General features: G+C 65.5%; 8 protein-coding genes, 1 tRNA gene and 1 pseudogene. 7 read left to right on the top strand and 3 right to left on the bottom strand.

Annotated features, from left to right (window positions below; genetic code table 11):
• Window positions 1-18: 18 nt before the first annotated feature.
• The 3 genes from Q0S16_RS25250 to Q0S16_RS25240 form a co-directional block, all read right to left on the bottom strand.
• Window positions 19-1,653: a bifunctional metallophosphatase/5'-nucleotidase gene (locus Q0S16_RS25250; protein WP_295854983.1), complete on the bottom strand. Its 1,635-nt coding sequence runs from the start codon at window positions 1,651-1,653 to the stop codon at window positions 19-21.
• 71 nt (window positions 1,654-1,724) lie between these two features.
• Entirely contained in the window at window positions 1,725-2,486 is a 762-nt protein-coding gene (locus tag Q0S16_RS25245; RefSeq protein ID WP_295854931.1) for a crotonase/enoyl-CoA hydratase family protein, read from the bottom strand.
• A gap of 129 nt (window positions 2,487-2,615) precedes the next feature.
• Window positions 2,616-4,400 carry an acyl-CoA dehydrogenase gene (locus Q0S16_RS25240; RefSeq protein ID WP_295854928.1) on the bottom strand — a complete coding sequence of 595 codons (1,785 nt, stop codon included), beginning with the start codon at window positions 4,398-4,400 and terminating at the stop codon, window positions 2,616-2,618.
• Window positions 4,401-4,599: 199 nt separating this feature from the next.
• Between Q0S16_RS25240 and Q0S16_RS25235 the strand changes: the two genes are divergently transcribed.
• From Q0S16_RS25235 to Q0S16_RS25205, 7 genes and pseudogenes are all read left to right on the top strand, one after another.
• Window positions 4,600-4,674: transfer RNA gene (locus tag Q0S16_RS25235), tRNA-Gln, on the top strand.
• Window positions 4,675-4,947: 273 nt separating this feature from the next.
• Window positions 4,948-5,694: pseudogene (locus tag Q0S16_RS25230) on the top strand (ISL3 family transposase); the annotation flags it as partial.
• 207 nt (window positions 5,695-5,901) lie between these two features.
• Window positions 5,902-6,306 carry a BlaI/MecI/CopY family transcriptional regulator gene (locus Q0S16_RS25225; protein ID WP_295854925.1) on the top strand — a complete coding sequence of 135 codons (405 nt, stop codon included), beginning with the start codon at window positions 5,902-5,904 and terminating at the stop codon, window positions 6,304-6,306.
• Window positions 6,306-8,840, top strand: a complete 2,535-nt coding sequence (locus tag Q0S16_RS25220; protein ID WP_295854922.1) for a M56 family metallopeptidase — start codon at window positions 6,306-6,308, stop codon at window positions 8,838-8,840. Before Q0S16_RS25225 ends, Q0S16_RS25220 begins: the two co-directional genes overlap by 1 nt.
• A gap of 554 nt (window positions 8,841-9,394) precedes the next feature.
• Window positions 9,395-10,600 (top strand): efflux RND transporter periplasmic adaptor subunit, encoded by a 1,206-nt coding sequence (locus tag Q0S16_RS25215; RefSeq protein WP_295854919.1) that lies wholly within the window; start codon window positions 9,395-9,397, stop codon window positions 10,598-10,600.
• A 7-nt stretch (window positions 10,601-10,607) separates the two neighbouring features.
• Window positions 10,608-13,778: an efflux RND transporter permease subunit gene (locus Q0S16_RS25210; protein WP_295854914.1), complete on the top strand. Its 3,171-nt coding sequence runs from the start codon at window positions 10,608-10,610 to the stop codon at window positions 13,776-13,778.
• The coding region (locus Q0S16_RS25205) for an efflux RND transporter permease subunit (protein ID WP_295854911.1) at window positions 13,775-15,218 on the top strand (1,444 nt) is incomplete at its 3' end. The genes Q0S16_RS25210 and Q0S16_RS25205, both read left to right, overlap by 4 nt.

The following is a 15,218-nucleotide window of genomic DNA, read 5'->3' as shown; positions in this document are numbered from 1 at the left end:
CGCGCCGCGGGATAGCGTTCAATTCATGCGAAAAATACGGCCCGGCGCCACCGGCGTCACCGGGCTGTTCGCGCCAAAATAGGCATTCAGCGCATCCACGTCGTAGGGGCCGACCCGCGGCAGGGTCCCCTCCTTCAACGCGGTGAAGCCGTCGCCGCCGACCGCGAGAAACTGGTTCACCGTGACGCGATAGGCCGCCGCCGGATCGATGCGCTGTCCGTTCAGGGTCATTCGATCGGGGACGATGCGATTGCCGGATATCGCGGCGTTGTCCCAGGCGTAGCTGAAGCCGGCGGACACTTGCAGGATGCGCGGCCGGTTCGGGTCGCGCCATTGCTGCTCCAGCACGGCCTTGATCTGGGACCCGGTCAGCGTCAGCGTTACCAGCTGATTGCGAAATGGCTGCGCGGCGAATACGTCGCCGTAGCTGACCAGGCCGTCGGGCTTGTGTTCGATGTCGGCGCGGATGCCGCCGGGGTTGGTCATGGCGATCACCGCGCTGCCATCGGTTTCCGCCCGCGTGGCGGCGAGATGGGCGTCGGCGATGATGTCGCCGAGCGGGCTTTCGCCGGTCGTCATGTCCGGCAGGCGCGACAGAGTCGCGGTCACCGATCCGGCCGGCCGGCCGGCGATCGGCGCGGCGACCTTGTCATAGGCGGCCAGCAGCGCGGTTTGCGCGGGATCGGCGGTGTAATCGGCGATGCGCACGATGATGTTGTTGGCACTCGCCCGGATCACGTCACGGCTGGTGCGATCGAGCCGCAGGTCGATGGCGGTGACCAGCGTGCCATATTTGTCGCCGGAGGTGATCAGGCGGCCGTCGATCTGGCAGGTATAGGCGCGGTGGGTGTGACCGCTGACGACGACGTCGACCGCGCGGTCGAATTTCTTGACGATGTCGACGATCGGGCCCGAGATGCCCGGGCATTCATTGTAGTCGCCGCTGGGCAGGCCACCTTCGTGGATCAGCACCACGATCGCCTCGACGCCACGCGCCTTCAGCTCGGGGACCAGCGCATTCACGGTCTCTGCCTCGTCCTGGAAAGTCAGCCCGGCGACGCCGGGCGGTGACACCAGGCCCGGCGTGCCCTTCAGTGTCAGCCCGATGAAAGCCACGGGGACGCCTTCGAAACTCTTGATCGCATAGGGCGGCAGCACCGGACGGCCGGTGCGGCTCTCGATTGTGCTGGCGGCCAGATATTGAAAAGTCGCACCCATGAAGGGGTGTGGCCCCTGGCAGCCGTCGACCGGATGGCAGCCGCCATTCTGCATTCGCAGCAACTCGTCCTGGCCTTCGTCGAATTCGTGATTGCCGACGGCGGCGATCTGCAGCCCCATCATCGACAGCGATTCGATGGTCGGCTCGTCGTGAAACAGCGCCGACAAAAACGGGCTGGCGCCGATCAGGTCGCCGGCGGCGACGAACACGCTGTTGACCTTGCCGGCGCGGAGCTGCTTCACCAGCGTCGCCATGTGCTCGGCGCCTCCAGCGGCGACGTTGATCTTCCTGGTCTTGTCCGCGGGATCGTCGATGGTAATGCCGCCTGGCGGCGGTCGCAGATTGCCGTGAAAATCATTGATGGCGAGGATGGTGAGATCGACGGGGGAGGGCGTCTGGGCAATGGCGGGTGGTGCGGTCGCACTGACGATGATCGTAAGGAAAATTACCAGAGCGAACGCTGTGCTCTTGACCTCTGCGCGATCCCTACGGGGCGAGGTCAAGATTACACCTTCTTGCGCTTGAAGAACGCCTGGAAGGCCGCGATGGCTTCCTTCGATTTCATGCGCTCGCCGAACAGGTGGCCTTCCTGGTCGATGCGGCGGGTCAGGTCTTCCGGCGGCGTTCGCAGCAGCTTGCGCGAGATCGCCACCGCTTCCGCCGGCAGCGCGCAGATTTCGCGGGCGACCTTGCGTGCTTCGGCCTCGGTATGACCCGGCGCCACCACGACATTGACGAAGCCGGCCTCGCGGGCCTCTTCGGCCGTCACCACGCGACCCATCACCAGCGCCGCGAAGGCGCGATGATAGCCCATGGTGCGCGGCATCAGCAGGCTGGAAGCGCCTTCCGGCACCAGGCCGAGATGGATGAATGGGGTTGAGAACGTCGCCGTGGTCGAGGCCAGCACATAGTCGCAGTGAAACAGCAGGGTGGTGCCGATGCCGACCGCGATGCCATCCACCGCGGCCACGATCGGCTTGGTGTTCTGCGCCAGCGAATACAGGAACCGGATGGCGTCCGAGGCGCCGAACGGGCCGGCTTCGGCGGTCGCGGTCGCGACGAAATCCTCGAGGTCGTTACCGGCCGTGAACACGCCGGAGCCGCCGGTGATGATGAGGCAGCGGATTTCCGGGTTGTTCTGCGCGGTATCGATCGCCTCCGACATCGCGCGGTACATGCCATGGGTGATCGCGTTCTTCTTCTCCGGCCGCCGCAGCGTCAGCACGCGGGTGGCGTCTTCGTCGGTAACGATCAGGTGGCCGGTCATGGGCTGTCCTTGAAGCGTCGCTTAGCGCGACGGGCGCGTTTCCCGCGTTCATCTTACATCAACCGCGCCCGACGCCAAAACAGCCGGCGCCGGTTTTCAACGGCCCGCGCGAGGCCCCGATACACTGCCTCAGCCCAGCAGAACCGCGTCGGCCGACATCACCGATTCCGCGCTGTCGATCACGGTCCGCTCCAGTGATCCGGCCTGCACCGCGATATTTTCGGCGAAGAATCGCGCCAGTGTGACGTAGCGCGCCGGATCGCCCAGGCCATCGGCCTGATCCTTGGCGGCCAGCGCCTCATTGGCCAGCATGCAGCCGCCGAGCGCCGAGCCGAACAGCCGCAGGTAGGGCGTGGCACCGGCCAGCGCGTCGGAGGGCGCGGTGGTCATGCGCTCCAGCAGCCATTTGCTGCTGCGGTCGAGCGCGCCCAGCGCGTCACGCAGTTTCGCCCCGGTGGTGCCAAAGGCCGGGTCGTTGGAGGATTCGACGCGCGCTACGATGCCGCTCAATTCGTCGAGCAGCGCCCAAACCGCGGCGCCGCCATTGGCGGCGAGCTTTCGCGTCACCAGGTCGATCGCCTGGATGCCGTTGGTGCCTTCATAGATCGCGGTGATGCGGGCGTCGCGATAATGCTGCGCCGCGCCGGTCTCCTCGATGAAGCCCATGCCGCCATGGATCTGGACGCCGAGCGAGGTCACCTCGTTGCCGATGTCGGTGGAGAAGGCCTTGGCGATCGGCGTCAGCAGCGCGCCGCGCGCGGCGGCGTCGGTGCTGACTTTCGCGTCCGTGCTGCGCGCGGCGATGTCGAGTGCCACGGCGGTGGCGTAGCAGATCGTGCGCGCCGCGGCGGTGAGCGCGCGCATCTGCATCAGCATGCGCTTGACGTCGGGATGCACGAGGATGGCATCCATGGCGGCGGCCTTGCTGCCGGGCGCGCGGCCCTGCTTGCGCTGCTGCGCGAACGCTAGCGCCTGCTGATAGGCGCGATCGGCGATGCCGACGCCTTCGAGGCCGACGCCGATCCGCGCCTGGTTCATCATCGTGAACATGCAGGCCATGCCACGATTTTCCTCGCCGATAAGGTAACCGACCGCGCCGCCCTGATCGCCCATCGTCATGGTGCAGGTCGGCGAGGCGTGCATGCCGAGCTTGTGCTCGATGCCGGACGCAAAAATATCGTTGCGCGCGCCCAGCGTGCCGTCTTCGTTGACGAGGAATTTCGGGATCAGGAACAGCGAGATACCGCGGGTGCCGGGGGGGGCATCGGGCAATCGCGCCAGCACGAAATGCACGATGTTGTCGGTCATGTCGTGGTCGCCATAGGTGATGTAGATCTTGGTGCCGAAAATGCGGTAGCTGCCGTCGTCGGCGCGTTCGGCGCGACTGCGCAGCGCACCGACGTCGGAGCCGGCCTGCGGTTCGGTCAGTTGCATGGTACCGGTCCAGTCGCCGGACACCAGCTTCTCGAGATAGATCTTTTTCAATGCGTCGCTGCCATGGGCGTCGAGCGCCTCGATGGCGGAGAGCGTCAGCAGCGGGCACAGGCCGAACGCCATGTTCGCCGCGCTCCAGATCTCGGTGCAGGCGGCGTTGATCGCCAGTGGCAGGCCCTGGCCGCCAAACGCCTCCGGTCCGGACACCGCGTTCCAGCCGGCCGCGGTCCAGCGCTGGTAGGCATCCGGCCAACCCGGCGCGGTGGTGACCTGGCCAGCGGCCAGCGTGATGCCGTTCTTGTCGCCGACGCGGTTCAGCGGCGCCAGCACCTCGGTGGCGAAGCGACCGGCCTCTTCGAGCACAGTGGCGGCCATGTCGCTGTCAAACTCGCCATAATGGCCGGCTTGCAGCGCGGCCCGCAGCCCCGCGCCATGGTTGAGGGCCAGCAACATGTCGTGAATCGGGGCGCGGTAGGTCATGACCGGTTCTCATGGGCTGGGGTGGAGCCGTCTTTTATCGTCTTCACACGAAACCGCGCCGCCCTCAACACGCCATCCGGCTAATTCGGTCGCGGCAACAATGCCGCGGAGGTGGTTGAAATGGCGGAGGTCTCTCTATAGACCGGCGTAGCCGGGGAAACCGCGCGGATGTGCCTCCGCCGGAATCCGCACGGCCTGATGGGGCGTCGCCAAGTGGTAAGGCAGGGGATTTTGATTCCCCCATGCGGAGGTTCGAATCCTCCCGCCCCAGCCAGTTGATATTGCTCAACTATCCGGCATCGTCGAAGCGTTGGTCGCCGCGGTGCGTTGCCACATGGCAGAGTCAGGGGCGAACTGCATCCCACTGTGTCAATCGGCTTTCAAATTTGGCCCCGGATTGGAGTGGGCCCCTCGGGGTGGACAGGTTGGCTTTCAGCAATTGACCGGGCGGCCGGGCTTTCAGAGGATGAAGGCCCATGGCAAAGCATCGAACCCACAGCGTCGAGTTCAAGCGGCAAGTGTCACAGGAGTATCTGGGCGGCGAGACGCTGCACGGGCTCTCCAATATGAAGGTTTTCTCCGGCGGGAGGACGCCAATGCGGCCATCCTCAAGCTGGCGGCGACGGGCACCTCCATCAAGGAGATCGTACGGCTGAGCGGACATAGCCGAGGCCTGGTCGGTCGGGTTCTTCGGGGTCAACGATCCGACGTGTTCCGAATTCGGGAAAGCTCCCTCGAACATCATCTGCAATGGCTCGATGCGGAATGGCTTGCCGGCCATCACAATGGTGCCGAGTTGTGGCGCCGCCTCAAGAGCCGAGTATTCAGAGGCTCGCTGCGGGTCGTGGCAAAATGGGCGACACGTCGCCGGCGCGCGGAAACGATCGATGACCAGGCGGTGCACCGGGTGCCGTCCGCCAGAACCATCGCTCGGCTGATGACCACCGGCCGTGATAAGCGATCAAAATCGGAGACCGTCACCGTCGCGGCGGTGGAATGCGGTGTACCTCTGTTGGTCGAAGCGCGCGATATCATCACGGCGTTCCATGCGATGATCCGCAAGAAAGCTCATGCAGGCCTTGACCCCTGGCTGCGGCGGGCAACCGGCAGCTTGGTAGCGTCGTTCGCCAACGGCGTCACCAAGGACAAGTCGGCGGTCAGCGCCGCCATCACATCGGCGTGGTCCAACGGGCAGACCGAAGGGCAGATAACAAGGCTCAAGCTCGTTAAGCGTCAGATCGATGGACGCGCCGAGCTCGATTTACTCCAAGCCAGACTAATCGGGGCTCCATGATCCGCCTGCACCAAAATTGCGTCAGAGCCAAGATTGCAGGCCGAATGACTCCTTATGGCGCAAAGCCGATACTGCCGTCTAAAACAGCGCCCGCCCGGGACCTTCGGCCTCCGATGTCGGGGCATGGCCTCCGGAGCCGGAGATGGCCGTTGAAAATCGCCGAGCTATATGCGACGCTCCGTAGCATTACATATATCTGGAAGCACCATGGTTACAAAAGCTGACGAAAGCCTGCCCGATCTGGGCGACCTCGAACACGAGGTGATGCAACTGGTTTGGACGAGCGGGACGGTCACGGCCGAGGTGGTGCGGGAACAGTTGTCTCGCCCGCTCAAGGAATCCACGGTCCGGACGGTGCTGCGACGGCTGGAGGAAAAGGGCTACACAACCCATACGGTGGACGGCCGGACCTTTGTCTATCAGGCGGCCGAGCCGCGCGGGCATGTGGCGGCCAAAGCCGTGCAGCGCATCGTTGACTGGTTCTGCAACGGCTCCATGGACGAGGTTCTGGTGGGCATGGTGGATAACGCAATGCTGGACCAGAAGAAGCTGCGCGCACTGGCAGACAAGGTTGAAAAGGCAAAGGCGGAGGCGAAGGGAGGGAAAAAATAATGTTGGCGATTCTGGCGGAATCGGCGCTGCGGTCCCTGACCCTCGGAAGCGTCGTGTGGGTCGGATTGCATCTGTTTCGTGTCCGCAATCCGCAGGTGCAAATGACGTCCTGGGCTGTCGTGCTGGTGGCATCATTGGCGATGCCGCTGCTGATGCACTGGACCACCGTGACCGTCCCGGTGGCCCCGTCGGTGATTGAGGCGCCCGCCAGGCTCTGGCCGGCGCCTTTGTTGTTGTCGGATGCGCTGCCCTCGCCGGTGCCGTCGATGCCGGTCATGGCCAGCGCGGCGATCGAGGCGCCGCCCCGTCCCTTCGATTGGTCGGTGCTGGCGACAGCGATCTACCTGGGCGTCGCCGGCATGCTGTTGCTGCGGCTGGCGGTCGGCCTGCACCTGACCTGGCGCGTGGTGCGCCAGGCGATGCCATTGCAGGCGCCGTGGGCTGCGGATGCCGATCTGCGCATCAGTCCGATTGTCGGCGGGCCGGTCACGTTCGGATCGACCATCCTGCTGCCGTCCGATTACAGCGATTGGGACATGGCCAAGCGCCAGGCGGTGCTGGCCCATGAACGTGCTCACGTGGCCAACCGGGATTTCTATCTGCTGCTGCTTGCCGCGCTGAACCGCGCGGTGTTCTGGTTCAGCCCGTTTGCCTGGTGGCAGTCGTTCCGGCTTGCCGAACTCGCGGAGATGATCAGCGACGCCCGCGCGCTCGAAATCGTCGATGACCGGCTGTCTTACGCGCAGATCCTGCTCGATCTGGTGCAGCAGGTTCGTCCGGCACCGGCCGGGCTGCAGATGGCCCGGGCAAGCACCGTCCGCAATCGCGTCGAGCGCATTCTCGACGGTTCGGCGGTTGCCGCCAGGGCAGGCTGGCACAAACGGCTGTGGGCCGCGGCGGCCACGACGCCGGTGGTGATCGTTTCCGCCCTCACCATCGCCTGGAGCACGCCGTCACGATCGGCGCTGGTGGCCGACGCCGCGGTCGATGCGACGACCACGGCGAGCGGCGCGGAGGCGATCGACTTCTATGCCGCCGGTTCGGGCCTGATCCTTGCCGTCACGCATGACGGCGACAGGCTGTGGGGGCAATTGACCGGGCAGCGTAAATTCCGGCTGCCGCGGGCGCCCGACGGAAAGGTCACCTATTCTTCCTATGACGGCCCCATCAGCTGGACCACCGGCGTTGACCCGCATCCCGCCGAACTGGTCCTGAGCCAGCATGGCCTGGACTCGCACGCGCCGCGCATCGCCACCAGCTTGCCGCCGGCGGTGGCGGTGACGGCGACCGATGCGGGGGCGGGCCAGTCCCACATCGGCTGGTATGAACTGGATACAACCCAGGTCCTCACGGTGACGCGCGACGGCGACCGTATCGCCATGCAGGGTACCGGGCGCCCCAGGTTCGAGCTGACCCCGGGGGGCGGCGATGCATTCGTCGGCAACGGCGATAATCGCATCATCTTCCTGCGCGATGCACAGGCGCAGGTCACCCAGATGCTGCATTACGACCAGATGTATGGCGCGCGGCTGGCGCCGCGGATCGATTCCGCCCGGGCCCAGGCGATCGCGGCCGACGCGGCGCGGCGGATCGCGGAGGCGCCGGATCGCTTCAGGGGCCAGGCGCCGCTGCCCGGCAGCAAGGAGGCCGTGCTGCGCGGCATTGCCGACCTGCGGAAGGGCACCCCGAACTACGAGCAGATGTCGGCGGCGCTGGGCGCCAAGATACGTCGTCAGACCGCGCAAATGAGCCCGATGCTGCGCGCGCTAGGCGACGTGGAATCGATCTACTTCCGTGGCGTCGGGCCCGGCGGCTATGATATTTATGGCGTGAAGTTCGAAAACGGTCTGGCGGAGGTGCGGCTGCTGCTGGCGGCCGATGGCAAGGCCGAGGATGTCCAGTTCAGGCCGGACGGCGACAACTCGCTCGGCCATATGCTTCCTTGCTCCCGCGAGGCCCGCCTGAAACAGCAGGGCGGCATCGCGCCCATCAGCGTGTTCTTCTACAACGACACCGGCAAGGAGATGCAGCTGTACGAACTGGACGCCGACGGCAACCGCATGGACCGCGGCATCGTCGGCGACGACATGTCGGCCACCGTCTGGACGACCGTTCACCGGCCTTGGGTCGTCACCGATGCATCGAGCCGCTGTCTGCAGCTCGTGCTGCCCGGGCTGCGGACGCGGTTCGTTACCGTCGAGGGCGCGGGAATGGATCACTGGATTTCGCCGCGCACCACGCCGCTGGCTGGCAGCGAGGAGATGTTGCGTCAGTACATCGAATCGGTCGTCCGCGGTCAGCCGATCTACGACCACATGACCCCCCAGGTGGCGGCTTATACGCGGGACCAGCTACCGCTGAACCGGATGATTCTGAGCAAGCTGGGCGACCTGCAGGCGGTTGCGTTCCGTGGTGTTTCCGGCTCGGGCAATGACGTCTACATGGCGCATTTCACCAACGGCACGGCGGAATGGCGCATCGGCCTGGTCAAGGACCGCAGCATCGGACGGATCGCGCTGGGTCCGCAGTATTAGCGGCAAAACGGTTTTGATTTTCCCTCCCCACGCGTCTTCGCGAAGGGGAGGGGGCCGGCGTAGCGCTGCGAAGCCCGGTCGAGCGGGGCAGTGCACGCATGCACTACTTCAAGTGTAACGCCTCCACCCCTGCCTCCACATCGACGATGCTGCGCATGGTCTCGTTTGTCCGGCCCTCTCCACCGCGGAAGACGCAAGGCGGAAGGATGGGGTCGCCTCTGCGTATATTGGGTTAGAGTCTTCGCCTGGCCCCACCTCGCAAATTTGGATTCTTCCCGTGTCCGCCAATGCCTCTTGAACCGGTAAATTGTTAATGCTACGATTTGTAACACTACAGCGTGTCACTTATAATAGGCCGCATCCATGCCAAACTTCACCCTGCGTGACCTCGAATTTCTCGCCAGCCTGAAACACTGCTGGAGCAGACTGTACGGCAATGAGCTGGCGCGTCTGCTGCGCGAGCTTGATGAGCCTTACCTGCTGCGGCCGCGCGCGCCTCCGAGGCGGCGCGTATCGGGTCCCCCCGCTGTGAATCCGCGATCGGAGTTCCGACATTGAAACGCGCCACCATGGCAGCATTGGCTTGCGGGGTCGTCGCGCTATCCGCGGCGGCTTACTATTATGTCCCGATTTGGTCTGGCCTGTTGCTGCCGGTGCCAGCATCACCGTCGGAGACGGCAACGGCAGGCGCGCGGCAAGGCGCGCCCGTTCCGGTCAAGGTTGCCGCCGTTTTGTCCGAGGACGTGCCGATCTATCTCAGCGGCATCGGCACCGTGCAGGCTTACAACACCGTCAACGTGCAGAGCCGGATCGACGGCGAGATCATGCAGATCGCATTCCAGGAAGGCCAGGACGTCAAGCAGGGCGACGTACTGGCGGTGATCGATCCGCGGCCGCTGCAGGCGCAGCTCGATCAGCAGATCGCGATGCGGCAGAAGAACCAGGCACTGCTGGACGGCGCGATCCTCGACATGAAACGCGTCGACACGCTCATCCTCAAGGACTTTGCCACCCGCCAGCAGGTCGACCAGCAGCACGCGCTGGTCGACCAGTACAAGGCGCAGGTCATCAACGACGAGGCGCAGATCGACTACGCCCGCAACCAGCTCAACTACACCACGATCCGTGCGCCGATCGGCGGCCGCGTCGGCATTCGCCAGCTCGATCAGGGCAATTTCGTGCGCGCCAGCGATCGCGCCACCCTGGTCACCATCACCCAGCTGAAGCCGATCTCGGTGGTGTTCACGCTGGCGGCGGCCGCCGTCGGCCAGACAAAACTCACGCTCGGTCAGGTCAATGCGCCGGTCGCCGCGCTGGGTCCCGACAATTCCAGCGAACTCGACCGCGGCGTCATCAATCTCGTCGATAACCAGGTCGACCAGTCGACTGGCACCATCAAGCTGAAGGCGACCTTTCCGAACAACGCGCTGAAGCTGTGGCCCGGAAATTTCGTCAATGGCCGTATCACGGTGGACGTCAGGCGCCAGGCGATCACGGTGGATGCCATCGCGGTCCGGCACGGCCCGCGCGGCGATTTCGTCTGGGTCGCCAAGCCCGACATGACCGCCGGCTTTCGCCCGGTCGCGGTCGGCCAGGTGTTTGGCGGCCGGGCGCTGATCAATCGCGGCGTCGCGAAGGGCGAGCAGGTCGTCACCGAGGGCTACTACCGGCTCGAGAATGGTAGCCGCATCGAGATCGACCACGCCGCGCCGAAGCCGGCGGCGCCCGGCGTACAGACCTCCAGCTCCGAACCCGGCTAGCACGGCGATGTCAGCGCCTTTTATCCTGCGTCCGATCGCCACCACGCTGCTGATCGTCGCCATCATGCTGCTCGGCCTGTTGGGCTATCGCGCCCTGCCGATCGCGCCGCTGCCGAGCGTGGACTTTCCGACCATCCAGGTGGTGACGCCCTATCCCGGCGCATCGGCCACCGTGGTCGAGACCTCGATCACCGCGCCGCTGGAGCATTATTTCGGCACCATCTCCGGACTGGTGTCGATGAGTTCGACCAGTTCCTACGGCAACAGCCAGATCACCCTGCAATTCGACCTGGCGCGAAAAATCGATTCCGCCGCGCAGGACGTGCAGGGCAAGATCAACGCCGCGGCCGGCTGGATTCCGGTGGCGCAGTTGCCGAGCCCGCCGACCTATCATCTGGTCAACCCCGCCGACACGCCGGTGCTGATCCTGGCGCTGACCTCGGACACGCTGCCGCTGCACGAGGTCAACGACTACGCGGTCACGGTGATCGTGCCAAAGCTGTCGCAGATTGCCGGCGTCGGTGCGGTCGCGGTGCAGGGCGGCCAGACCCGCGCGGTGCGGCTGCAGGTCAATCCGTCACGTCTTGCCGGGCTCGGCATGTCGCTGGACGATGTCCGCCGCGGCATTGCCGCCACCACCGCCGACAATCCCAAGGGATCGCTCGATGGGCCGCGGCAGGCGTTTCATGTCGATGCCAACGACCAGCTATTCACAGCCGACGCCTATCAGGACGCCGTGATCGCCTATCGCAACGGCGCACCGGTGATGTTGCGCGACGTCGGCCAGGCGATCGACAGCATCGAGGATACCGAACAGGCCGCCTGGTTCCAGGGCGCGCCGGCGGTATTGCTCGACATCCAGCGCCAGCCCGGCGCCAACACCATCAACGTCGTGGAGGCGGTCAAGGCCGCGCTTCCCAAGTTGCAGGCGTCGTTGCCGGCGGCGCTGAAAGTGACCGTGGTCACCGACCGCACCACCACGATCCGCGCCGCCATCGCCGACGTTCAGTTCACGTTGGTGCTCACCGTGGCGCTGGTGGTGATGGTTATCTTCGTGTTCCTGCGAAAATTCTGGGCCACTGTGATCCCCAGCGTGACGCTGCCGGTGTCGCTGATCGCCACCTTTGGCGGCATGGCACTGTGCGGCTTCAGCCTCGACAATCTCTCGCTGATGGCGCTGACCATCGCCTCCGGCTTCGTGGTCGACGATGCGATCGTGATGATCGAGAATATCGTGCGCTATATCGAGGCCGGCGAGGCGCCGCTGCCGGCGGCGCTCAAGGGCGCGCGGCAGATCGGTTTCACCATCGTCTCGCTGACCATCTCGCTGATCGCGGTGTTCATCCCGCTGCTGCTGATGGCTGGCGTGGTCGGTCGGCTGTTTCGCGAATTCGCCATCACGCTGTCGCTGGCGGTGATCATCTCCGGCGTGGTGTCGCTGACGCTGACCCCGATGATGTGCGCCACCCTGCTGCGCCACGATCCGCCCGACCGGCCGCGCGGCGCTCTGTTCCGCTGGAGCGAGCGTGGCTTCGACGGATTTCTCAATCTCTACGTCCGCGGCCTCGACTGGGTGCTGCGGCATCGCAACCTGACGCTGGCCTTCACGGTGCTGACGGTGATTGCCACCGGCTTGCTTTACGCCACGATCAACAAGGGTTTTTTGCCGCAGCAGGACACCGGCTTGCTGAACGGCACCACCGACGCCGCGCAGGACATTTCCTTTGCTGCCATGTCGGAACGCCAGCAGCAGGTGGCCGCCATCATCTCCCGCGATCCCGACGTGGTGACGGTGGACAGTTTTGTCGGCGCCGGCTCCGTCAACACCACCTTGAACAGTGGACGGCTGTACATCGACATCGGCGCGCCGGACGGGCGCAAGGCAACAGCGGCCGCAGTGATGCAGCGGCTGCGGGCCGCGACCGCCGGCGTGCATGGCATCACCCTGCATCTGCAGCCGGCGCAGGACCTGCAGATCGAGACCCGTGTCGCGCGCACGCAGTATCAATACGTGCTGCAGGACCTCGACGAAGCCGAGTTGAAGACCTGGAGCGCGCGGTTGGTCGAGGCGCTGCGCCGGCAGCCGGAACTGGCCGACGTCACCGACGACCGCCAGGATTCCGGGCTGCAGATGTCGATCGAGATCGACCGCCAGACCGCCGCGGCCTACGGCGTCACCATGAACGTCATCGACCAGACGCTGTACGACGCCTTCGGCCAGCGCCAGATCGCCACCGTGTTCGGGCCATTGACCCAGTATCACGTGGTGCTGGAGGTCGATCCGGCGCTGCGCGGCGATCCCGACATTCTCGGCAAGATCTACGTCACCTCCTCGGCGTCGCAGGCCAGCAGCAACGACCAGCAGAGCAGCGGCATCGGCAGCGCCTTTGCGAAGGCCTCCTCGGCGGTGCCGTTGTCGGCCTTCGCCCGCATCGAGCGCAAGCCGGCGCCGCTGCTGATCTCGCATCAGGGGCTGTTTCCCGCCACCACAATATCGTTCAACCTGGCGCCCGGCGTGTCGCTGGGGCAGGCGGTGGAAGCGCTGCGGCGCACCGAAAAGCAGATCGGCCTGCCGGATTCGGTGACGACAAAACTGGTCGGCGCCGCGGCCGAATTCGCCAACTCGCTGGCGGATGAGAAATGGCTGCTGCTGGCGGCCATCGTCACCGTCTACCTGATCCTGGGCATGCTCTACGAGAGCACCATCCACCCCATCACCATCCTGTCGACGCTGCCCTCCGCAGGGGTCGGCGCGCTACTGGCGCTGATGCTGTGCCGTCAGGACCTCAACCTGATTTCGCTGATCGGCATCGTGCTCTTGATCGGCATCGTCAAGAAGAACGCCATCATGATGGTCGACTTCGCGCTCGCCGCCGAGCGCGAGGACGGCCTGTCGTCGTTCGCCGCGATCCGCCAGGCCTGCATCCTGCGCTTCCGCCCGATCATGATGACCACCATGGCGGCGTTGTTCGGCGCGCTGCCGCTGGCGATCGGCAGCGGCACCGGCGCCGAATTGCGCCAGCCGCTGGGCATCGCCATCGTCGGCGGGTTGATCGCCTCGCAGGTCCTAACGCTGTACACCACGCCGGTCATCTACCTTGCCTTCGCCTCCTTGCGCGAACGCATGACGCGGAAGCGACCGGCCGCTTCGGTGCCGGCCGAAGCGGGGGCGTCATGAGCGTCACCGCGCAGTTCATCCTGCGGCCGGTGGCGACCTCGCTGCTGATGGTCGGCGTGCTGCTGCTCGGCAGCGTCGCCTATACGCGGCTTCCGATCGCGTCCTTGCCGGCGGTGGAGCGGCCCACGGTCGAGGTCTATGCGCCGTTTCCCGGCGCCAGCCCGGAAACGGTTGCCACGTCCTTGGCGCAGCCGCTGGAAAAACAGATCGGCCTGATCCCCGGCGTGCTGGAGATGTCGTCCTACAGCGGCATGGGCGGCGCCAGCATCGTCACCCAGTTCGACCTGTCGGTGGACGTCGACACCGCCGCGGAGGCCGTGCAGGCGGCCATCAACGCCGCCGGCCCGGATCTGCCGAAGAGCGGCGCATGGCCGCCGGTGTACTGGAAATCCAACCCGGCCGGCTTTGCGGTGATCGCGCTGGCGCTGACCTCCGACGTGCTGACCGCGGGCGAGGTCTATGATCTCGCCGACGGTGTGATCTCGCCAAAGCTGTCGCAACTGTCGGGAGTATCGCGGATCTTCATCACCGGTGGCGAGAAGAGCGCGGTGCGCATCCAGGTGTCACCGGCGCGGATGGCGGCCATGAGCCTGTCGCTGGAGGAGGCGCGATCGGCGATCGCGCAGGCGTCGCAGAACCTGCCCAAGGGCGCGGTGTCCAATGACAGCCAGCGTTTCACGATCGAGGCCAATGACCAGTTATTGAAGGCCATGGACTATCGCGACGTCATTGTGGCCTGGCGCAAGGGCGCGCCGGTGCGACTCGGCGACGTCGCCGTGGTCACCGACAGCGTCATCAACAACAAGCTGGCGGGCTGGTTCGGCACCGAGCGTGGCGTGGTGCTCTACGTCTACAAGCAGCCGGACGCCAATGTGGTGGAGACCGTCGATGCGGTGAAGGCGCTGCTGCCGGAGATCGAGCACTGGCTGCCGCCGGCCGTGAAGATCCGCACCGTCTATGACCGCACCAGCCTGATCCGCGCCGCGGTCGATGATGTCCAGCTGACGCTGCTGCTGGCGTCGGTGCTGGTGATCGTGGTGATCGCGCTGTTCCTGAAGCGGTTCTGGGCGACGGTGATCCCCAGCGTCACCATCCCGGTGTCGCTGGCAGCGACCCTGTTCGTGATGAATCTCTGCGGCTACAGCCTCGACAATCTCAGCCTGATGGCGCTGACCATCGCCACTGGCTTCGTGGTCGACGACGCCATCATCATGATCGAGAACATCATGCGGCGCATGGACGACGGCGAAACCGCGCTGCAGGCGTCGATCGCGGGCGTGCGGCAAATGGCATTCACGGTGATCTCCATCACCGCGGCGCTGATCGCTGCGCTGATTCCTATCCTGTTCATGCCGGATATCGTCGGCCGCTATTTTCGCGAGTTCGGCGTCACCCTGGTGGTGGCGATCGTCGCTTCCGCCGCGGTGTCGCTGACCGTGA

The sequence above is a fragment of the Tardiphaga sp. genome (assembly GCF_025356345.1).
Taxonomy (GTDB): domain Bacteria; phylum Pseudomonadota; class Alphaproteobacteria; order Rhizobiales; family Xanthobacteraceae; genus Tardiphaga.
Note: the sequence above shows the minus strand (reverse complement) of the source record. Positions and strands in the feature narration are given on the sequence as shown.

Coding starts and splice junctions, on each gene's coding strand:
- Q0S16_RS25225 (WP_295854925.1), top strand. CDS start 5,902: ATGGTTACAAAAGCTGACGAAAGCCTGCCCGATCTGGGCGACCTCGAA.
- Q0S16_RS25240 (WP_295854928.1), bottom strand. CDS start 4,400: ATGACCTACCGCGCCCCGATTCACGACATGTTGCTGGCCCTCAACCAT.
- Q0S16_RS25245 (WP_295854931.1), bottom strand. CDS start 2,486: ATGACCGGCCACCTGATCGTTACCGACGAAGACGCCACCCGCGTGCTG.
- Q0S16_RS25220 (WP_295854922.1), top strand. CDS start 6,306: ATGTTGGCGATTCTGGCGGAATCGGCGCTGCGGTCCCTGACCCTCGGA.
- Q0S16_RS25210 (WP_295854914.1), top strand. CDS start 10,608: ATGTCAGCGCCTTTTATCCTGCGTCCGATCGCCACCACGCTGCTGATC.